Here is a 22,923-nt window from a genome sequence, read left to right as displayed (position 1 = left end):
TCCTTCTTGGAAAAAGGCGGGGCGAAAGGCCGGCGCGGCGCGCCGACTTGTATTTAAGTTGTATTAAAGTTGTATGTAAGTGGTATTGGACCTAAGCATGTGCAGGGAAGGACTAAGCACACACCTGTTCTTTTTTTCAGGTGTATTCGCGCCGTTTTTTGCTAGCGCCCGGACGAAGACGGACGCGCTGAGCGCGGCGGGACGGCCAAAGCCCGCAGCGGCGGCGTTTATGCGGTTTGGAGGCGGGAGAAGGAGACGGAGCGGCGGTCGGAATGCTGCAATGCGGCACGCCGACCGTGAATAATGGCGGAAAGAGCGAACTGTCGTTTTTCCGCGGCAGGAACTGTCGAAACCGGTTTAGTCGAAGCTCAGTTGACTGCCGGCGGCGATGGCGTGCTGGCGCGCCAGCGCGTGACGGGCGTAGCCGGTGCAGTGACAGGCGTACAGGCCCTCCGGCGCCAGTTGCTGGAAGTAGCGGCGGGTCCGCCAGACGCGCCACGGCGCCGCGCTGCGCAGGTGGAAACCGCCTATCACCGCGTGGACGCGCGGCTCGGCGCAGACTTCGCGCGCGTAGTCGACGATGTGGCGGATGCCGGAATGGGCGCAGCCGCTGAAGACGATCAGGCCTTGCTCGCCGCGGTAGACCAGGGCTGAATCGTCGGCCACCGGGTCCGGCCGGTGGCCGCTCGCGTCGACGAGGCGGCCCAGGGTGCCGCGGCCTTCGGCGTGGCGCCTCCGTGGAATCTGGCCGAGGAAGACGTAGCGGTCGGCGAAGGCGTGGGGCCGGGCGTGCAGTTGCAGTTCGAAGCTGGCTTGCAGATCGGCTTCGGCGAGCGGCGAGCCCAGCTTGCGCAGCGTGATCGGCCCCAGCCGCGCTTCGCGCGCTCGGAAGGCCTCGGGATGGGCCAGCAGCGGCAGCGGCGCCGCCGCGCGCTGGCGCAAGAGCCGGCTGAGCGCCGGCAGGCCGCCGCTGTGATCGTAATGGCCGTGCGACAACACCACCTGGCTGAGCGCGGCGAGGTCGACGCCCAGCTGACTGGCGTTGCGCAGCAGCGCGTCGCTGCGGCCGGTGTCGAACAGGATGCGGTGCGGGCCATCCTCGATCAGCAGCGCGAGGCCGGGCTCGGCGATCAAGTCCGGCCGCAGGCTGTGGTTTTCCGCCAGTACGGTGACGCGCATCGCTTATTGACCGCGCATGAACAGCTTGTCCAGCTCGCGCATCGACAGCCGGGTCCAGGTGGGGCGGCCGTGGTTGCACTGGCCGGAGCGTTCGGTGGCTTCCATATCGCGCAGCAGCGCGTTCATTTCCGGCAGCGTCAGCTGGCGGTTGGCGCGCACCGCGCCGTGGCAGGCCATGGTGGCCAGGAGCTCGTTGCGGCGCTCGGTCAGCACCTGGCTGAGGCCGAACTCGCGCACATCCTTCAGCACCGCGCGCGCCAGGTCCACCGGATTGCCGTCCTTCAGCCACACCGGCACGCCGCGCACGGCGATCTGGGTGGGGGACAGCGGCGCCAGTTCCATGCCCAGCCGCTTCATCTCCTCGCCGTGCTCGTGGGCGGTGGCCACCTCCATGCGATCGGCGGCGAAGGACACCGGCAGCAGCAAGGGCTGCATCGGGATGGTGTCGGCCTCCAGCGCGGTTTTCAGCTGTTCGTAGACGATGCGTTCGTGGGCGGCGTGCATGTCCACCAGGATCAGCCCGTCTTCGCACTGGCTGAGGATGTAGACGCCGTGCAGCTGAGCCAGCGCGAAGCCCAGCGGCGGAACGCCGTCCGCGCTTTGCGGCAGCGCGGCCACGCGCTGCGGCGGCAGGCTGTATTCCACCGGCGCTGGCGCCGGCGCGGCGGGCTGGGCGCGTTCTTCCTCGCGCAGGCCGCCGAACAGCTTGTCGTAGATGCCGGTGGCTTCCCGGGCCACGTGCAGCGGCATCGCCTGCTGCTGGTAGCGGAAGGCGGGCTGTTCCCCGGCCAGACCGGAGGAGGGCGCGGCGGGCCGGTTGAACGGTTTGTCGAACAAGGGCGCGGATTCGCCCTGGGCCAGCGCGGGCTCGACCGCCGAGTCGGCGCCGGCGATCTGAACGGTAGGCGCGGCGCCGGCGGTGGTGCTGGCCAAGGCCTTGTGCACGCTGTGGAACAGGAATTGGTGGATGGCCTGCGATTCGCGGAAGCGCACTTCGATCTTGGTCGGGTGCACATTGACGTCGACGCCGGACGGCTCCATGGTCAGGAATAGCGCGTAGGCTGGATGGCGATCGTGGTGCAGCACGTCGCGGTAGGCCTGGCGCAGCGCGTGCAGCGCGGTCTTGTCGCGGACGAAGCGGCCGTTGACGTAGAAGTACTGGGCGTCGCGGCTGGCCTTGGAGTAAGTGGGGGAGGCGACGAAGCCGCTGAGCGTCAGCGGGCCGGCGGCGGTGTCGATCTCGATGGCGGCGGCGACGAAATCCTTGCCCAGCATCGCGGCCACGCGTTCGGCCAGGCTTTGCGCCGGCAGGCGCCAGATCACCTTGCCGTTGTGGCGCAGCATGAACTCCACATGGGGTGGGCCAGTGCGATGCGCTCGAAAACGGCCTCGCAGTGCGCGTATTCGGTGTTCTCGCTTTTCAGGAATTTGCGCCGCGCCGGGGTGTTGAAATAGATGTCCACCACCTCGACGCTGGTGCCGGGCGCGTGGGCGGCCGGCTCCACCGGGTGCAGCGCGCCGTCGATGGCGATGAGCTGATGGGCGTGTTCGGCGTCCGGCGGCCGGCTGACCAGGGTCAGCCGCGACACCGAGGCGATGCTGGCGAGGCCCTCGCCGCGGAAACCCAGGGTGGCGACGTTTTCCAGATCGTCCAGCGAGGCGATTTTGCTGGTGGCGTGGCGGTCCAGCGCCAGCGCCAGGTCTTCCGCCGCGATGCCGCCGCCGTTGTCGGTGACGCGCAGGAGCTTGATGCCGCCCTGGGCCAGGTCCACCGTGATCTTGGACGCGCCGGCGTCCAGGCTGTTTTCCAGTATTTCCTTGAGCGCGGAGGCGGGGCGTTCCACCACTTCGCCGGCGGCGATCTGGTTGACGAGGTGGTCGGGCAGGCGTTGGATGCGTTTCATGGGCGGCATTGGGGCGTGATGTCAAAGCAAAAGGCCGCGCTACGGCGGCCTTGTCGATTCTACTACGGATCAGCCGCGGGCGGCCGCGCGCTTGTGGCGCCAGATTTCAATCAGCCCCGGCAGGAAGGAGACCAGGATGATGCCGAAAATCAGCAATTCCAGGTTTTTGCGCACGAAGGGCAGGTTGCCGAAGAAATAACCGGCGTAAGTGAAGCCGACCACCCAGGCGATGGCGCCCACCACGTTGTAGCGCAGGAACTGCGGGTAGTGCATCTTGCCGATGCCGGCGACGAAGGGCGCGAAGGTGCGCACGATGGGCACGAAGCGGGCGAAGATGATGGTTTTGCCGCCATGGCGTTCGTAGAAGGCGTGGGTCCGGTCCAGGTATTGCGGCTTCAGGATGCGCGGAAACTTGTCGAACAGCTTCATGCCGACGTTGCGGCCGATGGCGTAATTGGTTGCGTCGCCAAGGATGGCGGCGACGATCAGGAGCAGCACCAGCAAGTGCGGGTTCATCTGGCCCATGGCCGCCAGCGCGCCGGCGACGAAGAGCAGCGAGTCGCCGGGCAGGAAGGGGGTGACCACCAGTCCGGTTTCGCAGAACACGATCAGAAACAGAATGGCGTAGATCCAGGGGCCGTAGGCGGCCACCAGCTGGGACAGATGAGTGTCGATGTGCAGGATGAAGTCGATCAGAAAAGTGATGGCTTCCATGATGTCGTTGCGCTCGGTAAGGGTGCTGCTCGGGTTGAAAGTAAAACTGGCCGGACAAGCCGGCCAGCAATCAGAACCTTTTTAAATGAGGCTCATGAGGGAAGTGATCAGACGACCGCTTCTTCTTTTGGTTTCACCGGCTTGATCATATGTTCGCGCTTCACGCCCAGCCACAGGGCGATCGGGCTGGCGACCAGCACCGAGGAGTAAATGCCGAACACGATGCCGATGGTCAGCGCCATCGCGAAGCCGTGCAGCGCCGGGCCGCCGAACAGCAGCATGGACACCACCATCATCTCGGTGGAGAAGTGGGTGATGATGGTGCGGCTCATCGTGGCGGTGATGGCGTTGTCGATGACTTCGGCCACGCTGTGGCCCTTCATGCCCGGCTTGCGGAAGTTCTCGCGAATCCGGTCGAACACCACCACCGATTCGTTCACCGAGTAGCCCAGCACCGCCAGGATGCCGGCCAGTACGGTCAGCGAAAACTCCCAGCGGAAGAAGGCGAAGCAGCCCAGGATGATCACCACGTCGTGCATGTTGGCGATGATGGCCGCGATGGCGAAACGCCATTCAAAGCGGATGGCCAGGTAGATCATGATGCCCACGCACACCAGGATGGTGGCGGTCAGACCGTGGGTCACCAGTTCCTCGCCCACGCTGGGGCCGACGAAGTCCACTTTGCGCAGTTGCACTTGAGGATCGCCGGCCTTGAGCATGGCCATCACTTTTTCCGACAACTGGGCGGAGGTGACGCCCGGCTTGTTGGGCAGGCGTATCATCACGTCGCGGCTGCTGCCCAGGCTCTGCACCGTGGATTCGCCCAGCTTGAGCTCGTCCACCTTGTCGCGGATGGCGCCCAGGTCGGCGGACTGCTGGTACTGAACTTCCAGCACGGTGCCGCCGGTGAATTCCACGCTGTAGTTCAGGCCGCGGGTGGCCAGGAAGAAGATGGCCAGGATGAAGGTCACCAGCGAGATGGTCGTGGTGAGCCGGCCGTAGCTCATGAACGGGATGTCCCGTTTGATGCGGAAAAGCTCCATATCCGGTCCTTATCCTTTGTTTTCCGGTTTCCACACCTGGCCGATGGCCAGCGTGGTCAGTTTGCGGCGGCGGCCGTACCACAGGTTGACCAGGCCGCGGGAAATCACCACCGCGGAGAACATCGAGGTCAGGATGCCCAGGCTGTGCACCACGGCGAAGCCGCGCACCGCGCCGGAGCCGAAGATCAGCAGCGCGAGGCCGGCGATCAGCGTGGTGACGTTGGAGTCCAGAATGGTGTGCCAGGCGTGGGTGTAACCGGCCTGGATCGCCGAATGCGGCGGCACGCCGTTGCGCAGCTCCTCGCGGATGCGCTCGTTGATCAGCACGTTGGCGTCGATGGCCATGCCCAGCGCCAGCGCGATGGCGGCGATGCCGGGCAGGGTTAGCGTGGCCTGGATCATGGACAAGAGCGCCAGCAGCAGGAAGACGTTGATCGCCAGCGACAGCGCGGAGAACACGCCGAACATGCCGTAGTACAGGACCATGAAGGTGGCGATGGCGGCAAAGCCCCACAGCGTGGCGTGGAAGCCTTTCTCGATGTTTTCCTGACCCAGGCTCGGGCCTACGGTGCGTTCTTCGACGATGTTCATCGGCGCGGCCAGCGAACCGGCGCGCAAGAGCAGGGCGGTGTCGTTGGCTTCGGCCGGGTTCATGCTGCCGGAGATCTGCACGCGGCCGCCGCCGATTTCGGAGCGGATCACTGGAGCGGTCACCACTTCGGCGCGGCCTTTTTCCACCAGCACCATCGCCATGCGGCGGCCGATGTTCTCGGCGGTCACCTGACGGAAGATGGAGGCGCCGGCGGAGTCCAGATTGATGTGGACGGCGGGCGCGCCGTTTTCGTCGAAGCCGGCCTGGGCGTCGTTGATATTGTCGCCGGTCAGTTCAACGTCCTTGCGCACCAGAATCTTCTGCACGCCGCGGGAAGAGGCTTCGTCCAGCAACTCGTAGCCGGCCGGCACGTTGCCGGCCATCGCGTCGGCCATCTTGCTCGGGTCGTCTTCCACCATGCGCACTTCCAGCGTGGCGGTGCGGCCGATGATGTCCTTGGCGCGGGCGGTGTCCTGGATGCCGGGCAGCTGCACCACGATGCGGTTGGGGCCGTTCTGCTGAATGATGGGCTCGGAGGTGCCCAACTCATTGACGCGGTTATGCAGCGTGGTGATGTTCTGTTTGACCGCGTCGCCCTGGATCTTGGTGATCTCTTCCGGCTTCAGGGTCAGCGTCAGCCGGTAGTTGCCGTCGTCGCTCTTGACGGTGAGCGAGGGCAGGCTGCGGTAGACCACGTCCTGAGTGGCCTTGAGCGTGTCGGCGTCGCGCAGCTGCACTTCCAGCGTATTGCCGTTGCGCTTGATCGCGCCGTAGCGGACTTTCTTGTTCTTCAGCTCGCGGCGCAAGTCGCCTGCGTAGCGTTCCATCGTCTTGTCGATGGCGGCCTTCATGTCCACTTCCAGCAGGAAGTGCACGCCGCCGCGCAGGTCGAGGCCGAGGAACATCGGATGCGCCTTCAGGCTGGTCAGCCAGGCGGGGGAGGCGGACAGCAGATTAAGCGCGATGATGTAGTTGTCGCCCAGCGCGTGCTGGATGGCGTCGCGCGCCTTGAGCTGGGTGTCGGCGTCCTTGAAGCGGACTCGCAGGCTGGTTCCGTCGAGGAACAGGCCGTCGGGAGAGATGTTCTGCGCTTTCAGCGCCTCTTCCACGCGCGTCATCACGGCGGTGTCCACCGGAATGGATTGGCGCGAGCTGGAGACCTGGACCGCGGGAGTCTCGCCGTAGAAATTGGGCAGCGTGTAGATCGCGGAAAGGATCAGGGCCACCGCAATGACGAGGTATTTCCAAAGAGGGTAGCGGTTCATGTTTTAGTTCGGGAAAAGAAAATGAACCGGCCACCGGCAGCGCGCTGCGGTGGCCGTCGGCTGAATCCTTACAGCGACTTCAGCGTGCCTTTTTCCAGCTTGGCGGAAACCGAGCCGCGCTGAACGGTGATTTCCACGCCGTTGGCGATTTCCAGAGTCAGGAACTGTTCGCCGATCTTGGCCACGCGGCCGACGATGCCGCCCTGGGTGGCGACTTCATCGCCCTTCTGGATTTCCGACAGCATCTTCTGATGCTCTTTCATGCGCTTCTGCTGCGGGCGCACCATCAGGAACCAGAACAGCACGAAGATGGCGATCATGGGCAGGAAGCCCATCAGGTCGAAACCTCCTACTGCGGCGCCGGTGTTGGCGAAGGCGGGGCTGATAAAGGACATCAAACTACTCCCTTAGATTATGTATTGTTATGGCTGGTCGAAATAAACGGACCATTGTAGCCATGCTGGTCCGCTTTTTCCAATGCTTGCGACGGTCAGGCCTGTGACAGGCCGACCGCGCAGGTGGTTCCTCAGTTGACGCCGCGGGCGCGCTTGGCGGCGAACTCCAGGCGGAAGTCCTCGAAACGGTCTTCCTCGATGGCGCGGCGCATCTGGCGCATCAGCTCCTGGTAATAATGCAGATTGTGTATGGTGTTGAGGCGGGCGCCCAGAATCTCGCCGACGCGGTGCAGATGATGCAGGTAAGCGCGGCTGAAGTTGCGGCAGGCGTAGCACTCGCATTCCTCGTCCAGCGGCTTCTTGTCGTCCTTATAGCGCGCGTTCTTGATCTTGACGTCGCCCCACTGGGTGAAGATCCAGCCGTTGCGCGCGTTGCGCGTCGGCATCACGCAATCGAACATGTCCACGCCGTTGGCCACGCCGTGCACCAAATCCTCCGGCGTGCCCACTCCCATCAGATAATGCGGCTTCTCAGCCGGTAGCATGTCCTTCAACTCGGTGAGCATCCGGTACATCTCAGGCTTGGGCTCGCCCACCGACAGGCCGCCGATGGCGATGCCGTCGAAGCCGACCTGCATCAGGCCTTCCAGCGATTCCTGGCGCAAATCGGTATAAAGGTTGCCCTGGACGATGCCGAACAGCGCATTGGGGTTTTTCAGATCGTCGAAGGCGCGGCGCGAGCGCTCTGCCCAGCGCAAGCTCATCTGCAGCGACTTCTGCGCGGTGGCGTGATCCACCTGGCCCGGCGTGCACTCGTCCAGCTGCATCACGATGTCGGAGTTGAGCACGGTCTGGATCTTCATCGAGATTTCCGGGCTCAGGAACAGCTTGTCGCCGTTGATCGGGCTTTGGAAGGTGCAGCCTTCCTCGGTCAGCTTGCGCATATCGGACAGGCTGAACACCTGGAAGCCGCCGGAATCGGTGAGGATGGGTTTGTCCCAGCCGATGAACTCGTGCAGGCCGCCGAACTGTTCGACGATTTCCAGGCCCGGGCGCAGCCACAGGTGGAAAGTGTTGCCCAGAATGATCTGGGCGCCGATGTCGTTCAGCTCGACCGGGCTCATCGCCTTGACCGAGCCGTAAGTGCCCACCGGCTGGAACACCGGCGTCTCCACGGTGCCGTGGTTCAGCTCCAGCGTGCCGCGCCGCGCGCCGCCGGAGGTTTTATGTACGGTAAACTTCAGCATGATTCGGGGATTGCTCTGGTATGTTTGTTTAGCAAAATCAGCCGGCTAGTATACCGTAAGCCGCGCCCGCTGGGGCTTTGTCGCGGTTTCTTCCTCGCGGCGGATGAAAAAAACGCTTGCCAAGCGTGGCGGGCTTGTTTAGTATTCGCAGCTCGACGACAGGCACGTAGCTCAGCTGGTTAGAGCACCACCTTGACATGGTGGGGGTCGTTGGTTCGAGTCCAATCGTGCCTACCAAAATTCAAACGCATGGAGCGTTACAAGTGTCCAACTTGCGAACTACCACAACCCGACATACTCACGCTAGCTGAGCCTTGCGGGTTGTTCCATGCAAAAAAAGTGCGGCTCAGGCCGCACTTTTTTTTTATCCTACGCTTTCTAAAAATTTCTCTCTCGCCTTGTTGGAGTTGACATGCCAGACATTCGCTTGCCGGACGGCTCGATCCGTTCGTTCGATAAACCGGTAACGGTTCATGAAGTGGCCGCATCCATCGGCGCAGGCTTGGCTCGCGCGGCGCTCGCCGGCCGCGTGGACGGCGCGCTGGTGGACACCTCTTACGCCATCGACCGCAATGCCGACCTGGCCATCGTCACCGACAAGGACGCGGACGGCCTGTCCATCATCCGCCACTCCACCGCCCACTTGCTGGCCTATGCGGTAAAGGAGCTGTTCCCGGAAGCCCAGGTCACCATCGGGCCGGAGATCGAAAACGGCTTCTACTACGATTTCGCCTACAAGCGCCCGTTCACGCCGGAAGACCTGGCCGCCATTGAAAAGAAAATGGCCGAGCTGGCGAAGAAAGACATCCCGGTGGAGCGTTACGAGCTGCCGCGCGACGAAGCCATCGCCTACTTCAAGAGCATAGGCGAGGCCTATAAGGCCGAGATCATCGAATCCATCCCGCAGGGCGAAGTGCTGAGCCTGTACCGCGAGGGCGAATTCACCGACCTGTGCCGCGGCCCCCACGTGCCGTCCACCGGCAAGCTCAAGGTGTTCAAGCTGATGAAGGTGGCCGGCGCCTACTGGCGCGGCGACAGCAAGAATGAAATGCTGCAGCGCGTTTACGGCACCGCCTGGGCCAAGAAAGAAGACCTGGACGCCTATCTCTATATGTTGGAAGAGGCGGAAAAGCGCGACCATCGCAAGCTGGGCGTGCAACTGGACCTGTTCCACCTGCAGGACGAGGCGCCGGGCATGGTGTTCTGGCATCCCAAGGGCTGGCAGCTGTGGCAGAGCGTCGAGCAATACATGCGCGAGAAGCTGAACCGCGAAGGCTATAAGGAAATCCGCACCCCGATGATGATGGACGCCCATCTGTGGGAGCGTTCCGGCCACGCCGCCAACTACCGCGAGAACATGTTCATCACCGAATCGGAAAAGCGCGACTACGCGGTCAAGCCGATGAACTGCCCGGGCCATGTGCAGGTGTTCAATAGCGGTCTGCGTTCTTATCGCGATCTGCCGCTGCGCTACGCCGAGTTCGGTTCCTGCCACCGCAACGAGCCGTCCGGCGCGCTGCACGGCATCATGCGCGTGCGCGGCTTCGTGCAGGACGACGGCCACATCTTCTGTACCGAAGATCAGATCAACCAGGAGGCCAAGGATTTCCATCGCCTGGTGATGGAAGTGTACGAGCGCTTCGGCTTCGACAAGGTGGCGATCAAGCTGGCGCTGCGTCCGGAAAAACGCATCGGCGAAGAATCCACCTGGGACAAGGCGGAAGAAGGCATGCGCGAAGCGCTGCGCGCTTGCGGAGTGGAGTGGGAAGAGCTGCCGGGCGAGGGCGCGTTCTACGGCCCCAAGATCGAATACCACATCAAGGACGCGCTGGGCCGTTCCTGGCAGTGCGGCACCCTGCAGCTGGACTTCATGCTGCCGGAGCGTCTGGACGCCGAATACGTGGCCGACGACAACAGCCGCAAGCGCCCGGTGATGCTGCACCGCGCGGCGCTGGGTTCGCTGGAGCGCTTCCTCGGCATCCTGATCGAAAACCACGCCGGCGCCTTCCCCTTGTGGCTGGCTCCGGTGCAGATGATGGTGATGAATATCACCGAAGCGCAGGCCGAATACGCGGCCAATGTGGCCGCCAAACTGCGCGAACAAGGCTTCCGCGTTGATCTTGACTTGAGAAACGAGAAGATCGGCTATAAAATTCGCGAGCACAGTCTGCAAAAGTTGCCGTATCAGATCATCGTCGGCGACAAGGAGAAGGCTGGCGAGTTGGTTGCCGTACGCTCCCGCGGGGAAGACCTGGGGCAGCTTACGCTGGATGCGCTGATTGCGCGCCTCAAGGCTGAGATGCCTGGGGCCTGATTCCGGCGACGGCAGGCATTGAGTTTAGATTAATAGGAGATTTGGCTATAGCTCAGGAACGCGAAGCACGGATCAACGGCGAGATTACCGCCCGTGAAATTCGTCTGGTAGGTAAAGAAGGTGAGCAGATTGGTGTTGTCAGTCTGCGTGAGGCAATGGCGCTGGCGGAGGAGGGCGATGTGGATCTGGTGGAGATTTCCCCGACCGCGCAGCCTCCGGTATGCAAGCTGATGGACTACGGCAAGTACAAGTACGAGCAGTCCAAGAAGCGTCACGAAGCCAAGCAGAAGCAGAAACAGGTTCAGATCAAGGAAATCAAGTTCCGTCCGGGCACCGACGACGGCGACTACAACGTCAAGTTGCGCAACTTGACCCGATTCCTGGCTGACGGCGACAAAGCCAAGGTCACCCTGCGCTTCCGCGGTCGTGAGATGGCCCACCAGAACATCGGTTTGGAGTTGCTTAAGCGTGTCGAAGCCGATTTGTCCGAAATTGCGGTGGTTGAGCAGTTTCCCAAGCTGGAAGGCCGCCAGATGGTCATGATGATTGCGCCGAAGAAGAAATAATCGGTATAATCATCAAACTGACACGGCAGGGTTCGCTCTGCCGTGTTGATTTTGTAGGTCGGCAACGATCTGCCCAAAAGCGTGACACGATGGTTTTTCAAGCGTTTCCGGATTCGTCCGGCAGCCACCTCGCGTCTAATCTAATCAAAATTCAGCAGGAGCAGTCCATGCCGAAAATGAAAACCAAGTCGAGCGCGAAAAAGCGTCTCAAAGTACTGGGCAATGGTGGTGTAAAGCGCTCTTACGCGTTCAAGCGTCACATCCTGACCAAGAAAACCACCAAGAACAAGCGCCAACTGCGTGGTACTACCATGGTAGATAGCACCAATATGGCCTCTGTTCGCGCAATGATGCCCTACGCTTAAGGAGACTAAGATATGCCACGCGTAAAACGCGGTGTAACCGCTCGTGCTCGTCACAAGAAAATCCTCGCACTGGCGAAAGGCTATCGCGGCCGCCGGAAGAACGTCTATCGCATCGCCAAACAGGCGGTGATGAAAGCCGGTCAGTACGCCTACCGTGACCGTCGTCAGAAAAAGCGTCAGTTCCGTCAACTGTGGATTGCTCGTATCAACGCAGCTGCTCGTGAAAACGGCCTGCCGTACAGCAAATTCATGAACGGCCTGAAAAAAGCCTCTATCGAAATCGACCGCAAGGTCCTGGCCGACCTGGCCGTGTTCGACAAGCCGGCTTTTGCACAGATCGTCGAAAAGGCGAAAGCAAGCCTCGCTGCTTAATCGCCCGGACGGATCAAAAGGGAGGCAATCTTGCCTCCCTTTTTTTTGATGCGGCCCGGCCGCAGGCATGACTCAAGATCAAGACGGTTGGCCAGACTCGCCCGAGTGCTGGGGCGCGTGTGGCCAGCTTTCTTTCGCATACGGTGTGGAACACGATGAACAACGTTGACGCGATTCTCCAATCCGGTCTGGCCGCGGTAGCCGCGGCGGCCGATCTTCTTGAACTGGAGCAGGTCAAGGCCCGCTATCTGGGCAAGAGCGGCGAGTTGACCGAACTCCTGAAACAGCTGGGCAAGCTGCCCGCCGAAGAGCGCAAGGCCGCCGGCGCCACCATCAATGTGGCCAAGCAGGCTTTTGAGGCCGCGCACAAGCAGCGCCTCGACCAATTGAACGCCGCCAAGCTGGAGGCGCAACTGGCCGCCGAGGCGCTGGACGTAACCCTGCCGGGGCGCGGCAGCAACGGCGGCGGCCTGCACCCGGTGGCGCTGACGCTGGAACGCATCGCCGGCCTGTTCCGCACCATGGGTTTTGAAGTGGCGGACGGCCCGGAGATCGAAACCGATTTCTACAATTTCCAGGCGCTGAACATCCCGGAAAACCATCCCGCGCGCGCGATGGCCGACACCTTCTACGTGGAAGGCGGCGACGTGCTGCGCACGCATACCAGCCCGATCCAGGCGCGCTTCATGATGAACAATCAGCCGCCTATCAAGATCGTGGCCCCGGGCCGCGTATACCGCGTGGACTCCGACGCCACCCATTCGCCGATGTTCCACCAGATGGAAGGCCTGTGGGTGGAAGAGGGCGTGTCCTTCGCCGACCTCAAGGCGGTGGTGACCGACTTCCTGCGCCGTTTCTTCGAGCGCGACGATCTGCAAGTGCGCTTCCGTCCGTCCTTCTTCCCCTTCACCGAGCCCTCGGCGGAAATCGACGTGTTGGGCGAGCGCGGCTGGCTGGAAGTGGGCGGCTGCGGCATGGTGCACCCCAATGTGTTGCGCAATGTCAACATCGACCCGGAGCGTTACACCGGCTTCGCCTTCGGCATCGGTCTCGATCGTTTCGCCATGCTGCGCTATGGCGTCAACGACCTGCGGCTGTTCTTCGAGAACGACCTCAACTTCCTGAGACAGTTCAACTGATCGCGTACGGAGCCGAATACTATGCAATTTTCCGAACAATGGCTGAGAAGCTGGGTTAATCCGTCGCTGAGCACCGACGAGCTGTCCTACCTGCTGACCATGGCAGGCCTGGAGGTGGAAGAAGTCAACGCCGCCGCGCCGGCCTTCAGCGGTGTGGTGGTGGCCGAAGTCAAGGAAGTGGCCAAGCACGAAAATGCCGACCGCCTGCGCGTGACCAAGGTGGACGTGGGCACGGGCGAACTGGTGCAGATCGTCTGCGGCGCGCCCAATGTCGCCGTCGGCCTGAAAGTGCCGTGCGCCTTGCCCGGCGCCGCGCTGCCCGGCGATTTCAAGATCAAGCCGACCAAGATGCGCGGCGTCGAATCCAACGGCATGCTGTGCTCCGGCAAGGAGCTGGGCGTGCCGGACGAGGTCGACGGCCTGCTGGTGCTGCCGGCCGACGCGCCGGCGGGGCAGAGCATACGCGACTACCTGGGCCTGGACGACCAGCTGTTCACGCTGAAAATCACTCCCAACCGCGCCGACTGCCTGTCCATCCGCGGCATCGCGCGTGAAGTGGCGGCGCTGACCGGCGCAGAACTGGCGCCGGTGGCCATTCCCGCGGTGGCCCCGGTCATCGACGACGCGCTGTCGGTGAGCATAGACGCCGCCGCTGGCTGCGGCCGCTACCTGGGCCGCGCGCTCAAGGGCGTCAACGCCGCCGCCGCCACGCCGGAATGGATGCGCCGCCGCCTGGAGCGCGCCGGCCTGCGTTCGATTTCCGCCGTGGTCGACATCACCAACTACGTATTGTTGGAACAAGGCCAGCCGATGCACGCCTTCGACCTGGCCAAGCTGGACGGCGGCATCGTCGTGCGCATGGCCAAGGACGGCGAAGAACTGCTGTGCCTGAACGAGAAAACCGTCAAGCTCAAGTCCGATTACATGGTGATCGCGGACCAGACCAAGGCGCTGGCCATCGCCGGCATCATGGGCGGCGAGCACAGCGGCGTCACCGCCGCCAGCACGGATATTTTCCTGGAAAGCGCCTTCTTCGCGCCGGAAGCGATCGCCGGCAAGGCGCGCGAGCTGGGCTTCGGTTCCGATTCTTCCTTCCGTTACGAGCGCGGCGTGGACTTCCAGCTGCAGCGCGAAGCGATGGAACGCGCCACCCGCCTGGTGCTGGACATCTGCGGCGGTCAGCCGGGTCCGGTGGTGGAGGCCGTGGCCGAACTGCCGCGGCGCGGCGAGGTCAAGCTGCGCGTGCCGCGTTGCGCCAAGCTGTTGGGCGTGAGCTTGAGCAGCGCGCAGATCGGTGAAATTCTGGGACGGCTGGGCCTGGCGCACCGTCTGGACGGCGAAGTCTTCACCGTGGAGGTGCCGTCCTTCCGCTTCGACATCGCGATTGAGGAAGACCTGATCGAGGAAGTGGCGCGGGTATACGGCTACGACGCGATCCCCGCCGACGCGCCGCGTTCCGGCATGCGCATGCTGGCGCAGCGGGAAGAGCTGCGGCCGCGCGATCAGATCCGCCATCTGCTGGCGGCGCGCGACTATCAGGAAATCGTCAGCTACGCCTTCGTCGACGAGGCCTGGGAGCGCGATTTCGCCGCCAACGAGCAGCCGGTGCGCCTGATCAACCCGATCGCTTCGCAGATGAGCGTGATGCGCTCCACGCTGATCGGCGGGCTGGTGGACGTGCTGGTGGGCAACCTCAACCGCAAGCAGCCGCGCGTGCGCGTGTTCGAAGTGGCGCGCGTGTTCAAGAAATCCGCAGACTGGTTCGATCAGCCGGAAAAAGTGGCCGGCCTCGCCTGGGGTCCGCGCTTGCCGGAGCAATGGGGCGTCAAGGCCGAACGCGTCGATTTCTTCGACGTCAAAGCCGATGTCGAAGCCCTGTTGCACCCGCGGCGCGCGGATTTCTGCAAGGCCGCGCATCCGGCCTTCCATCCGGGCCGTTGCGCCGAAGTACTGGTGGACGGCGTGGTTGTCGGCGTGATCGGCGAACTGCATCCCAAGTGGGCGCAGCAATACGATCTGCCCAGCGCGCCGGTGCTGTTCGAACTTGACCTGGCGGCGGCGGAAGCGCGGCAGCCCATCAAGGCGCAGCCGGTGAGCAAGTTCCAGGCGGTGCGCCGCGATCTGGCGCTGGTGGTGGACGAGGCGGTGGAAACGGCCCAATTGCTGGCCTGCTTCGCCAAACACGGCGCCGCCATCGTCAGCGAAGTGGCTTTGTTCGACGTTTATCGCGGCAAAGGCGTGGAAGAGGGCAAGAAGAGTCTGGCCTTCCGCGTGATGTTGCAGGACAATAGCCGCACGCTGACCGACGAAGACGTGGAGCCGGCGCTCAAGGCCCTGCTGGACGGCGTTGCCGCCGAGCTGGGCGCTCAGTTGCGCTGAGCCCAAGGCGTGGAGCCCGCCGCGGAGTCGGCGGGCTTTTGAATGATTAGAAATATTGATGTGTGAGAGGGTGACATGACTTTGACCAAGGCTGAGCTGGCCGACATGCTGTTCGATCAAGTGGGTTTGAACAAGCGTGAAGCCAAGGACATGGTTGAATCGTTCTTTGAGGAAATTCGCCAGGCCCTGGAGTCCGGCGATTCCGTCAAATTGTCCGGTTTCGGCAATTTCCAATTGCGCGACAAGCCGCAGCGTCCGGGTCGCAACCCCAAGACCGGGGAAGAGATTCCCATCACCGCGCGACGTGTGGTAACGTTCCACGCTAGTCAGAAACTCAAGGGAATGGTCGAGCAATTCCATGCCAACAAGCAAGGCTGATCTGCCGCCGATACCGTCCAAGCGCTACTTCACCATTAGCGAGGTGAGCGAGCTCACCGGCGTCAAGCCGCATGTGCTGCGCTATTGGGAGCAGGAATTTTCCCAATTGCGCCAGGTGAAGCGCCGCGGCAACCGCCGTTATTACCAACATCACGAAGTGTTATTGGTCAGGCGCATTCGCGGTCTGTTATATGACGACGGGTTTACCATCCACGGCGCCCGCCAGCGTCTGGGCGCGGACGGCCAAGAAGTGCGCCCGGCAACGGCCCAGGAAGTCAGGACCGAGTTGGAGGCGATTTTGGAATGGCTTGATTCAGGGCTTGGCAAAAATCAAAAAGCAGTTTAGAATACGTTTCTCTCGAGTCGGGGCGTAGCGCAGCCTGGTAGCGCACCTGCATGGGGTGCAGGGGGTCGGAAGTTCGAATCTTCTCGCCCCGACCAAAGAATTCCAAAAGTATCAAATATTTAAAAGCTCTGCGTTTGCAGAGCTTTTTTTATTTTCCCCTCCAAATATTAGAAATCCTTCTAATTCCATCCCCTTCAATGAGTCGAATTCAGCGGGCGATTTTTATTGCCCGATAGACGGCGGCGAACCATTTGTTTCTGCGCCTGCCGTATTCCTGTGGCCGCCGCGGAGATGCGCGGCGGCGTATCGCCGACTTTTGTGAGGATTGCCATGTTGCATGTAGTAGCCGTGATTACGGCCAAGCCGGGCCAGCGCGCCGTAATTTTGCGCGAGTTGAATGCGATCGTGCCTCTGGTACGCGAGGAAGAGGGCTGCATCGAGTACGGCCCGGCGCTGGACCACGCGGATTCGCCGCAGCCGTATGGCGCGGACAGCCTGGTGGTGATAGAGAAGTGGACCAGCAAGGCGGCTTTGGACCGCCACCTGGACGCGCCGCCGCTGCGCGCCTTCGTCGCCGCGACCGAGGGCGCGGTGGCCGGCCTGGCCGTGCATGTGCTGAACCCGGCCTAAGAACCTGTTTACAACCTGCTACGCGTTGGCGATGCGGCGTTGAAAACCGCCTAGAAATGCTCATGCACCACGAATGCATTCCGCTTTCTCAGCGGTTTTCGCCTTGTCTCGCCCTCGCTCGCGAGACGCTGAACAGACCCAAACGCTGCTTACCGTTCCCCGCCGGCCTTGCCGGCTATTTTTCTGGGCGGATGTCGGTCAGAGGCGCTTCGATGGGCAGCCGTTGCAGCTCGCTGTTGAAAAAGCTGCGCTCGCCGCGCCGCAGCGATGGCAGCAAGGCCTGGAGGCGGGACAGCGCGTCCGCGGCCTCCCGGCCGGCGCCCTGCTCATGCAGCAGGAACCAGGCGGCTTCCAGCAATAGATTGGCTTGTTGCAGAGGAGGGAAGGCGGCGTTGCCGGCGAGTTGCTCGTCCAGCGCCAGGACCGCCGCCGAGGACCAGCGGCTGAAGCCCTTGGCCGGAGACAAGGAGGCGTGCAAGGGCTGCAAGGCCGCGATGGCGTCTTCCAGCGCCAGCGGTTGCTGGGCGCGGAAGGCCGAGAGGCTGCGCGAACGCGGCGGCGGGCAGTTGCCGCGGGCGATGCGCAGGATGAAGATCAGATTCCAGGCGGAGCCGCTGCCGTAGCCGAAGCGGTCGCAAATCCATTCGGACAGCCCAAGCCAGCGCATCGCCTGCAACTGCACCGCGCCCACGCGTTGCTCGCGTTCCGGGTCGACCAGCCCCTGCTGCCAGAACAGCCACAAGCACCAGCCGATATTGGCGGCCACATGTTGGGCGGCGTCGATGGAGTCCGCCTCGTAAGCCGCTTCCAGCGCGCCGCTCAGCGCTTGCAGCGCCGCGCCGGCCTCGTCCCGTTGGCGCGCGGCGCCGGCGCCGCTGGTGGCGGCGTGCTTGTGGAGCAGGGCCAGCAGGTTCAGGCATTCGAAGCGCACGCGCGGGTTGTAGCGGAAAACCGGCTGCAGCTCCGGCGAGGTTTGCAGGTGTTCCAGCGCGGTCCGCGCCGCGTCGGCGTCGCCTTGGGAGTAACGCTCCCAGGCTTTGACGATGCAGGCCATCGCGGCGAAGGTGGGATGGGCGTGATGGACGCTGCCGGCGTCCAGCACTCGGTCCAGCCGCTTCAACGCGCTGCGGCTGCCGTCCAGTTGAGCGCTGCGGCGCAGGGCCAGGCTTTCTTTCATCAAGGCCAGCGCTTGCTGAAAATCGTCTCCGGCGAATTGACGCGCGACGTGGAAGGATTCCGCCACCTGGCGGCTGGGGCGGCGTCCGAAGCCGTCGTATTCGTCGCGGATGGCCTGCGCCATCTGTTGCCAAAAGCGCATGTCGCGCATCAGATAGGACAGATCGCCGGCCGGGCTTTCCGGTTTTTCCCGGCGAAGACCGAGGAAGTGCTCCAGCCAATCCCGCTCCACCTCGACGCCGCCGGCGCGGAAACGCAGCCGCGAGGCCATGTCGGCCGTCAGCCAGAACGGACCGCGGCTGCGTCCGTTCAGCGGCAGGGTGGCGATGGGCCGGCCGCGCGCGGCGCCCCAGCCGGCCTGCACGCCCCAGCGGGCGAAGTCGGCGAACGCGCGCGAGATCAGCATGCGGATATTGTTCTGGCCGGGAAAGCCTAGCCGCAGGGCGGCGGCGGACACCGCGCCGTCGCCGAACTGCTGGGCGTGCCAGAGCCGGGCCAGCAGCCAGACGGATTGGCCGCGGGCGGCCTCGCCCTTGACGCGGTAGGGAGCGGACAACTCGATTTCGATGAGGTCGGGAGCTTCTGTCATGGTTGGAATGGGGGCTGAACAGGAGGCCGGCAAGGCGGGGAGCGCTTGCCGGCGAGGAGGCGATGTCGCCGCGGGGCGCTTACCACAGCCGGTCGATGTCCCCGGGATGGAGCGCGATCTCGCAATCTTCGAAACGCGACGCCAGCCGCCTGGCCTTGTCGCTGAAAAAGCAGGCCATGGTCGCCTTGTCGAACTGGCTGCTGGGGAAGGGCGCGGCCGGCGTGCCGCCGATCAAGACGGCGCCCGGCAGTTCGCTCCAGCCGCAGCTTTGGTAAAAGCGCCGCAGGGGGCGGTCGCAAGTGAAGATGCCGAGATCGGCGCCGTTGGCCTGCATGGTTTCGCGCGCGGAGGCGGCCAGCAGCCGGCCCAGGCCGCGGCTGCGGTCCTCGGGCTGGGTGACCATGCAGCTGATGCCGCTGGCCTGGAAGTCCTCGCCGGCGTGGCGCAGCGTTTTGCTGAGGATGTCCAGCGCCGACAGCACCCGGCGGTTTTCCACCAGCAGCAGCGACAAGGGCGCGAGCGCCGGGTCGTGGATGGGCTCGGGACCGGCCGGCGGCTCTCCGGGCCAGGCCAGGTTTTGTAGCGCCAGCACTTGCATGCGCAGTTCCGCGGGCACTTCCGCTTCGGGGAAGATCAGTATCTCCATCGGCTGGCTCTCCTCGCAATGGACGGGTATGGTCGAGCTATATGATAACAGCCGCCAAGGGCGCGGGAGAGAGACAGTCATGGCGGAAACGACGGCCGGCCCGCGGGCGGCTTGGGATGCCGAGAGCCGGGCCACCTGGGAGGTGGCGCGGCGCTACCACGAATGCTGGCGCGCGCGCGACGCGCGGGCGGCGCTGGCCTTGTTTCATCTGGAGGTCGAATATTGCGATTTCTACCGCAATCTGACGCTGACTTACGCCGATTTGCCGGCCTATCTGGCCGAGAGCATGCCGGACGGCGGCAAGGAGAGTTTGCAGCACACCGACCGCATCCGCGTCGACGGCGACACCGCCTTCATCCAATACCGCTATGTGATCCGGCTGGCCTCCAGCGGCAAACTGGCCAGTTTTCAAGGCGGCGAGGCGATCCGGGTGCGGGACGGCCTGATCGTCTCCGTGCATGAGTACTGTACGCCGGTGCGTTTGAGCGGGGAGCGGACCGGCGATCGCATCGGTTTGAACCCGCAGCGGCTGGCGCGGCTGCTGGCGGACCTGCAAGCCTATTTCGCCGAACAGCGGCCCTATCTGGACTGCGAGCTGAGCCTGGGCCAGGTGGCGCAGGCCACCGGCTACACCCGCAATCAGATCTCCCACGTCTTGAACCAGGCGCTGGGCCTGAGCTTCTACGCCTGGCTCAATCAGCAGCGCGTCCGCCATCTGCTGGCGCTGCCGCGGCCGCCGGCCGCTCCGCTGGACATGGCCTTCGCCGTCGGCTTCAAGTCCGCCTCCACGTTCTACAAGGCTTTCCGTCTGGAAACCGGCACCACGCCGCAGCGCTACTTTTCCGCCGATTCCTAGCGGTCCCGCGCGCACGACGCGGCGCGGGCGCCGGCTTAGTCTGTTCGGGTCCGCCCCAGGTTCGGGGCTATCGCCAAGGAGCATTCATGGGGATCGAGTCCCAAGCTTGTCTGTGGCTGGATCAAAGTCCCGCGGCGCGGTCCTGGCCGCCGTTGACGCAGTCGGCCCGCTGCGACGTGGCGGTGATCGGCGGCGGCTACACCGGCCTTTGGACGGCTTACTACCTCAAGCGCATGGCGCCGGAGCTGGATGTGGCGGTGTTGGAGGCGGAAACCTGCGGCTACGGCGCGTCCGGACGCAACGGCGGCTGGCTGATAGGCGGGCTGGCCAATCAGGACGTCCATTTGCTCAGTCTGGACGGCGAGCGGCGCGAACACGCGCGGCGGCGGCTGTACGGCATCGTCGACGAAGTGGCCGCGGTGTTGGCGCGCGAAGGCGTCGAATGCGATTTTGCCCATGGTGGGGTGCTGTACGCGGCGGCGCGCTATCCGGAGCAGGAAGCGATGGGACGGAACTGGCTGCGCGAACTGCGACGGGCGGGTCACGGCGAGGCCGACTTCCGTTGGCTGGACCGCGAGGAAGCCCGGGCGCAGCTGGGCGCGAGAGACGTGCGCGGCGGGGTGTTCTCCCCGCATTGCGCGGTGGTTCAGCCGGCCCGGCTGGCGCAAGGCCTGGCGCGGGCCGCGGCGCGGCTGGGCGTGCGCATTCACGAGCATAGCCCGGTGCGCCGGCTGGCTCCCGGAGTGGCGGGGCTGGACGGCTGCGACTTGAGCGCGGACGTCATCGTGCCGGCGCTGGAGGGCGCGGCCGGGCAGTTTTCGCGTTTGGGCCGTTGCCTGCTGCCGGTGCAGAGCCTGCTGCTGGCCTCCGAGCCGCTGTCGGCGGCGCAGTGGGACGAGATCGGACTGGGGCGCCGCCAGGCTTTCGGCGATTTGAGCCGGATGGTGACTTACGGCCAACGCAGCGCGGACGGTCGCCTGGTGTTCGGCGCGCGCGGCGGTTACCGGCTGGGCGGCCGCGCGCAGTGGGACTTCGACCCTAACGGCGCCGAGTTCGCCTGGCGCGAGCGCTTGCTGCGTCGGCTGTTCCCGGCCTTGGGCGCGACGGCGGCGCCCTACCGCTGGGGCGGCACGCTGGGCGTGGCGCGCGCTTTCACGCCCTACGCCTTGTTCGACCGGCGCGCCGGCATCGCCATGGCCGGCGGCTACGGCGGCGAGGGCGTGGGAGCCGCCAATCTGATGGGGCGCACGCTGGCGGAATTGATTCTGGAGCGCGACGGCGATCTGGCTTCCATGCCCTGGGTCATGCCGGAAGGGCGTTTGGAGCGGGTGCGCCGCTGGGCGCCGGAGCCGGTGCCGTGGCTGGGTTACCACCTGGTGCGCAGCGCTTACGGGCTGGAAGAGAAACTGTGCGCCGACGGGAGCGCGCCGGCCTGGGCCCGGCGCGGCGCGGGCAAGCTGGCGGCGGCCCTGGAGGCTTTGCTGGCCTGATGGCCGGCGCGCGATATCGGGAGAGCATTCATGTGGCGACGCATTGGGGTGGGGATCTGGGTCTGCTGCCTGGCCGTTCCGGCGCAGGCGGCCGAAGAGAAGGTGCTGAACGTCTACAACTGGAGTCATTACATCGGCAAACAGACCTTGCGGCGTTTCGAGAGCGAGACCGGCATCAAGGTGCGTTACGACGTATACGACAGCAATGAAATCCTGCAAGGCAAATTGCTGACCGGCCGCAGCGGCTACGATGTGGTGGGACCGTCGATGAGCTTCCTGGCCAATCAGCTGGCGGCGGGCGCCTTCCGGCCGCTGGACAAGGGCAAGCTGCCCAATTACCGCCAACTGGACCCGGCGCTGCTGCGGCAGCTGGCCGCGGCCGATCCCGGCAACCGTTACGCGCTGCCCTATCTGTGGGGCACCACCTCGGTGGCCATCGACGAAGACCGGGTGAGGCGGGCGCTGGGCGGCGCGCCACCGCCGGCCGACGCGCTGGCCTTGTTGTTCGACCCGGCTTACGCGTCCAAGCTGCGCGGCTGCGGCGTTTCCATGATGATGTCCCCAGCCAGGTGGCGGTGCAGGCCTTGATCTACCTGGGCAAGGACCCTGGCCGGAACCGGCCGGAGGATCTGCCCGCCGTCGCCGACCTGCTGCGCGCGGTCCGGCCCTATGTGCGGGTGTTCACCTCCACGCCCATCAATGATCTGGTCAACGGCGAGCTTTGCGCGGCGATGATCTATTCCGGCGACGCCTACATCGCCGCGCGTCGCGCGGGCGAGGCCAAGAGTCCGCGCAAGATCCGCTACCTGCTGTCGCCCAAGGGCGCGGAGTTGTGGGTGGACACTTTCGCCATCCCCAAGGACGCGCCGCATCCGGACAACGCGCATCGCTTCCTCGATTTCATGATGCGGCCGGAGGTGATGGCGGAAATCAGCAATGAATTGTTCTATCCCAACGCCTTGCCGGCGTCGCGGCCTTTGCTGGATGGCGCGCTGACGGCGGACCGCAACCTCTATCCGGACGCGGCCGGCATGAGCAAGCTGCGCGGCCAGGGACGGGTGCCGCCGGCGCTGCAAAGGGAGCGGGTGAGGCTGTTCAATCAGTTCAAGAACAATAGCTATCGCTGAAGGATTCCGAGGGTCGGCCCAGCAATTGGGCCGGCGTGCGGCCGAAAGTCTGTCGGAAGGCGGCGATGAAGGCGCTGGGGCTGTCGTAGCCGCAGCGCCAGGCGGCGGCGCCGACCGGCTGGCCGGCCGATAGATATTCCAGCGATTTCAACAGCCGCAGCCGACGGCGCCAGGCCTGGAAGCTGAGACCGGTCTGCTCCGGAAACAGACG

Annotated in this window: 22 protein-coding genes, 2 tRNA genes and 1 pseudogene; 15 read left to right on the top strand and 10 right to left on the bottom strand. The window is 64.2% G+C overall.

The features are described 5' to 3' along the window. Positions 1-357: 357 nt before the first annotated feature. The 7 genes and pseudogenes from HQN78_RS10600 to tgt form a co-directional block, all read right to left on the bottom strand. Positions 358-1,179: an MBL fold metallo-hydrolase gene (locus tag HQN78_RS10600; RefSeq protein WP_235089427.1), complete on the bottom strand. Its 822-nt coding sequence runs from the start codon at positions 1,177-1,179 to the stop codon at positions 358-360. A 3-nt stretch (positions 1,180-1,182) separates the two neighbouring features. Continuing rightward, positions 1,183-3,083, bottom strand: a pseudogene (gene mutL / locus HQN78_RS10595) (DNA mismatch repair endonuclease MutL). A 69-nt stretch (positions 3,084-3,152) separates the two neighbouring features. Beyond that, positions 3,153-3,797, bottom strand: a complete 645-nt coding sequence (locus HQN78_RS10590; RefSeq protein WP_107800251.1) for a DedA family protein — start codon at positions 3,795-3,797, stop codon at positions 3,153-3,155. Positions 3,798-3,904: 107 nt separating this feature from the next. Further along, a complete protein-coding gene (gene secF / locus HQN78_RS10585; protein ID WP_107800250.1) occupies positions 3,905-4,840 on the bottom strand; it encodes a protein translocase subunit SecF in 936 nt (311 codons plus the stop codon). Between the two features lie 9 nt (positions 4,841-4,849). After that, complete coding sequence (secD, locus tag HQN78_RS10580) at positions 4,850-6,697, bottom strand: protein translocase subunit SecD (protein ID WP_107800249.1); 1,848 nt, start codon at positions 6,695-6,697, stop codon at positions 4,850-4,852. Between the two features lie 68 nt (positions 6,698-6,765). Next, a complete protein-coding gene (gene yajC, locus HQN78_RS10575) occupies positions 6,766-7,092 on the bottom strand; it encodes a preprotein translocase subunit YajC (RefSeq protein ID WP_043633815.1) in 327 nt (108 codons plus the stop codon). A 131-nt stretch (positions 7,093-7,223) separates the two neighbouring features. Next, a complete protein-coding gene (gene tgt / locus HQN78_RS10570) occupies positions 7,224-8,339 on the bottom strand; it encodes a tRNA guanosine(34) transglycosylase Tgt (protein WP_107800248.1) in 1,116 nt (371 codons plus the stop codon). 160 nt (positions 8,340-8,499) lie between these two features. Here tgt and HQN78_RS10565 point away from each other — a divergent pair. From HQN78_RS10565 to HQN78_RS10515, 11 genes are all read left to right on the top strand, one after another. Then, positions 8,500-8,576, top strand: a tRNA-Val gene (locus tag HQN78_RS10565). Positions 8,577-8,751: 175 nt separating this feature from the next. Then, positions 8,752-10,653 carry a threonine--tRNA ligase gene (thrS, locus tag HQN78_RS10560; protein ID WP_235089416.1) on the top strand — a complete coding sequence of 634 codons (1,902 nt, stop codon included), beginning with the start codon at positions 8,752-8,754 and terminating at the stop codon, positions 10,651-10,653. 41 nt (positions 10,654-10,694) lie between these two features. Beyond that, on the top strand, positions 10,695-11,219 hold the full coding sequence (gene infC, locus HQN78_RS10555; protein WP_081556240.1) for a translation initiation factor IF-3: 525 nt from the start codon (positions 10,695-10,697) through the stop codon (positions 11,217-11,219). 167 nt (positions 11,220-11,386) lie between these two features. Further along, positions 11,387-11,584 carry a 50S ribosomal protein L35 gene (gene rpmI / locus HQN78_RS10550; protein ID WP_019103239.1) on the top strand — a complete coding sequence of 66 codons (198 nt, stop codon included), beginning with the start codon at positions 11,387-11,389 and terminating at the stop codon, positions 11,582-11,584. Positions 11,585-11,596: 12 nt separating this feature from the next. Beyond that, the gene (gene rplT / locus HQN78_RS10545) at positions 11,597-11,956 is read left to right on the top strand and encodes a 50S ribosomal protein L20 (RefSeq protein WP_019103240.1); all 360 of its coding nucleotides are present in this window, start codon (positions 11,597-11,599) and stop codon (positions 11,954-11,956) included. 155 nt (positions 11,957-12,111) lie between these two features. After that, positions 12,112-13,095, top strand: coding sequence for a phenylalanine--tRNA ligase subunit alpha (gene pheS, locus HQN78_RS10540; RefSeq protein WP_107800246.1), 984 nt, complete (start codon positions 12,112-12,114; stop codon positions 13,093-13,095). A gap of 21 nt (positions 13,096-13,116) precedes the next feature. After that, positions 13,117-15,474 carry a phenylalanine--tRNA ligase subunit beta gene (gene pheT, locus HQN78_RS10535; protein WP_235089415.1) on the top strand — a complete coding sequence of 786 codons (2,358 nt, stop codon included), beginning with the start codon at positions 13,117-13,119 and terminating at the stop codon, positions 15,472-15,474. 75 nt (positions 15,475-15,549) lie between these two features. After that, positions 15,550-15,852: an integration host factor subunit alpha gene (locus HQN78_RS10530; RefSeq protein ID WP_019103243.1), complete on the top strand. Its 303-nt coding sequence runs from the start codon at positions 15,550-15,552 to the stop codon at positions 15,850-15,852. Beyond that, on the top strand, positions 15,833-16,198 hold the full coding sequence (locus tag HQN78_RS10525) for a MerR family transcriptional regulator (RefSeq protein WP_107800244.1): 366 nt from the start codon (positions 15,833-15,835) through the stop codon (positions 16,196-16,198). The genes HQN78_RS10530 and HQN78_RS10525 overlap by 20 nt, the downstream gene beginning before the upstream one ends. Before the next feature lie 18 nt (positions 16,199-16,216). After that, positions 16,217-16,293: transfer RNA gene (locus HQN78_RS10520), tRNA-Pro, on the top strand. Positions 16,294-16,489: 196 nt separating this feature from the next. Beyond that, entirely contained in the window at positions 16,490-16,828 is a 339-nt protein-coding gene (locus HQN78_RS10515) for a putative quinol monooxygenase (RefSeq protein WP_370646607.1), read from the top strand. A 175-nt stretch (positions 16,829-17,003) separates the two neighbouring features. Here HQN78_RS10515 and HQN78_RS10510 read toward each other — a convergent pair whose 3' ends face one another. Continuing rightward, on the bottom strand, positions 17,004-18,593 hold the full coding sequence (locus tag HQN78_RS10510) for a hypothetical protein (RefSeq protein ID WP_227107616.1): 1,590 nt from the start codon (positions 18,591-18,593) through the stop codon (positions 17,004-17,006). A gap of 79 nt (positions 18,594-18,672) precedes the next feature. After that, positions 18,673-19,239: a GNAT family N-acetyltransferase gene (locus HQN78_RS10505; protein WP_107800241.1), complete on the bottom strand. Its 567-nt coding sequence runs from the start codon at positions 19,237-19,239 to the stop codon at positions 18,673-18,675. A gap of 79 nt (positions 19,240-19,318) precedes the next feature. Between HQN78_RS10505 and HQN78_RS10500 the strand changes: the two genes are divergently transcribed. The 4 genes from HQN78_RS10500 (at position 19,319) to HQN78_RS25530 (ending at position 22,712) form a co-directional block, all read left to right on the top strand. After that, entirely contained in the window at positions 19,319-20,095 is a 777-nt protein-coding gene (locus tag HQN78_RS10500) for a helix-turn-helix domain-containing protein (RefSeq protein WP_227107619.1), read from the top strand. A gap of 86 nt (positions 20,096-20,181) precedes the next feature. Beyond that, positions 20,182-21,585 (top strand): FAD-binding oxidoreductase, encoded by a 1,404-nt coding sequence (locus tag HQN78_RS10495; protein WP_235089414.1) that lies wholly within the window; start codon positions 20,182-20,184, stop codon positions 21,583-21,585. A gap of 30 nt (positions 21,586-21,615) precedes the next feature. Then, a complete protein-coding gene (locus HQN78_RS25535; RefSeq protein WP_255701231.1) occupies positions 21,616-22,173 on the top strand; it encodes an extracellular solute-binding protein in 558 nt (185 codons plus the stop codon). Further along, the gene (locus tag HQN78_RS25530; protein ID WP_255701230.1) at positions 22,161-22,712 is read left to right on the top strand and encodes an extracellular solute-binding protein; all 552 of its coding nucleotides are present in this window, start codon (positions 22,161-22,163) and stop codon (positions 22,710-22,712) included. Before HQN78_RS25535 ends, HQN78_RS25530 begins: the two co-directional genes overlap by 13 nt. Here HQN78_RS25530 and HQN78_RS10485 read toward each other — a convergent pair. Next, positions 22,690-22,920 (bottom strand): helix-turn-helix domain-containing protein, encoded by a 231-nt coding sequence (locus tag HQN78_RS10485; protein ID WP_235089782.1) that lies wholly within the window; start codon positions 22,918-22,920, stop codon positions 22,690-22,692. The two genes, HQN78_RS25530 and HQN78_RS10485, sit on opposite strands and share 23 nt — an antisense overlap. Between the last annotated feature and the right edge of the window lie 3 nt (positions 22,921-22,923).

This window comes from Chromobacterium sp. Beijing (genome assembly GCF_021496765.1).
In the GTDB taxonomy this organism is placed as follows: Bacteria; Pseudomonadota; Gammaproteobacteria; order Burkholderiales; family Chromobacteriaceae; genus Chromobacterium.
This window is presented reverse-complemented; position numbering and strand designations above follow the sequence as displayed.

What these genes read in the sequence shown, in the direction of transcription:
- HQN78_RS10600 (WP_235089427.1), bottom strand. Translation starts at nt 1,179, where the DNA reads ATGCGCGTCACCGTACTGGCGGAAAACCACAGCCTGCGGCCGGACTTG.
- HQN78_RS10590 (WP_107800251.1), bottom strand. Translation starts at nt 3,797, where the DNA reads ATGGAAGCCATCACTTTTCTGATCGACTTCATCCTGCACATCGACACT.
- secF (WP_107800250.1), bottom strand. Translation starts at nt 4,840, where the DNA reads ATGGAGCTTTTCCGCATCAAACGGGACATCCCGTTCATGAGCTACGGC.
- secD (WP_107800249.1), bottom strand. Translation starts at nt 6,697, where the DNA reads ATGAACCGCTACCCTCTTTGGAAATACCTCGTCATTGCGGTGGCCCTG.
- yajC (WP_043633815.1), bottom strand. Translation starts at nt 7,092, where the DNA reads ATGTCCTTTATCAGCCCCGCCTTCGCCAACACCGGCGCCGCAGTAGGA.
- tgt (WP_107800248.1), bottom strand. Translation starts at nt 8,339, where the DNA reads ATGCTGAAGTTTACCGTACATAAAACCTCCGGCGGCGCGCGGCGCGGC.
- thrS (WP_235089416.1), top strand. Translation starts at nt 8,752, where the DNA reads ATGCCAGACATTCGCTTGCCGGACGGCTCGATCCGTTCGTTCGATAAA.
- rpmI (WP_019103239.1), top strand. Translation starts at nt 11,387, where the DNA reads ATGCCGAAAATGAAAACCAAGTCGAGCGCGAAAAAGCGTCTCAAAGTA.
- rplT (WP_019103240.1), top strand. Translation starts at nt 11,597, where the DNA reads ATGCCACGCGTAAAACGCGGTGTAACCGCTCGTGCTCGTCACAAGAAA.
- pheS (WP_107800246.1), top strand. Translation starts at nt 12,112, where the DNA reads ATGAACAACGTTGACGCGATTCTCCAATCCGGTCTGGCCGCGGTAGCC.
- pheT (WP_235089415.1), top strand. Translation starts at nt 13,117, where the DNA reads ATGCAATTTTCCGAACAATGGCTGAGAAGCTGGGTTAATCCGTCGCTG.
- HQN78_RS10530 (WP_019103243.1), top strand. Translation starts at nt 15,550, where the DNA reads ATGACTTTGACCAAGGCTGAGCTGGCCGACATGCTGTTCGATCAAGTG.
- HQN78_RS10525 (WP_107800244.1), top strand. Translation starts at nt 15,833, where the DNA reads ATGCCAACAAGCAAGGCTGATCTGCCGCCGATACCGTCCAAGCGCTAC.
- HQN78_RS10515 (WP_370646607.1), top strand. Translation starts at nt 16,490, where the DNA reads ATGCGCGGCGGCGTATCGCCGACTTTTGTGAGGATTGCCATGTTGCAT.
- HQN78_RS10510 (WP_227107616.1), bottom strand. Translation starts at nt 18,593, where the DNA reads ATGACAGAAGCTCCCGACCTCATCGAAATCGAGTTGTCCGCTCCCTAC.
- HQN78_RS10505 (WP_107800241.1), bottom strand. Translation starts at nt 19,239, where the DNA reads ATGGAGATACTGATCTTCCCCGAAGCGGAAGTGCCCGCGGAACTGCGC.
- HQN78_RS10500 (WP_227107619.1), top strand. Translation starts at nt 19,319, where the DNA reads ATGGCGGAAACGACGGCCGGCCCGCGGGCGGCTTGGGATGCCGAGAGC.
- HQN78_RS10495 (WP_235089414.1), top strand. Translation starts at nt 20,182, where the DNA reads ATGGGGATCGAGTCCCAAGCTTGTCTGTGGCTGGATCAAAGTCCCGCG.
- HQN78_RS25535 (WP_255701231.1), top strand. Translation starts at nt 21,616, where the DNA reads ATGTGGCGACGCATTGGGGTGGGGATCTGGGTCTGCTGCCTGGCCGTT.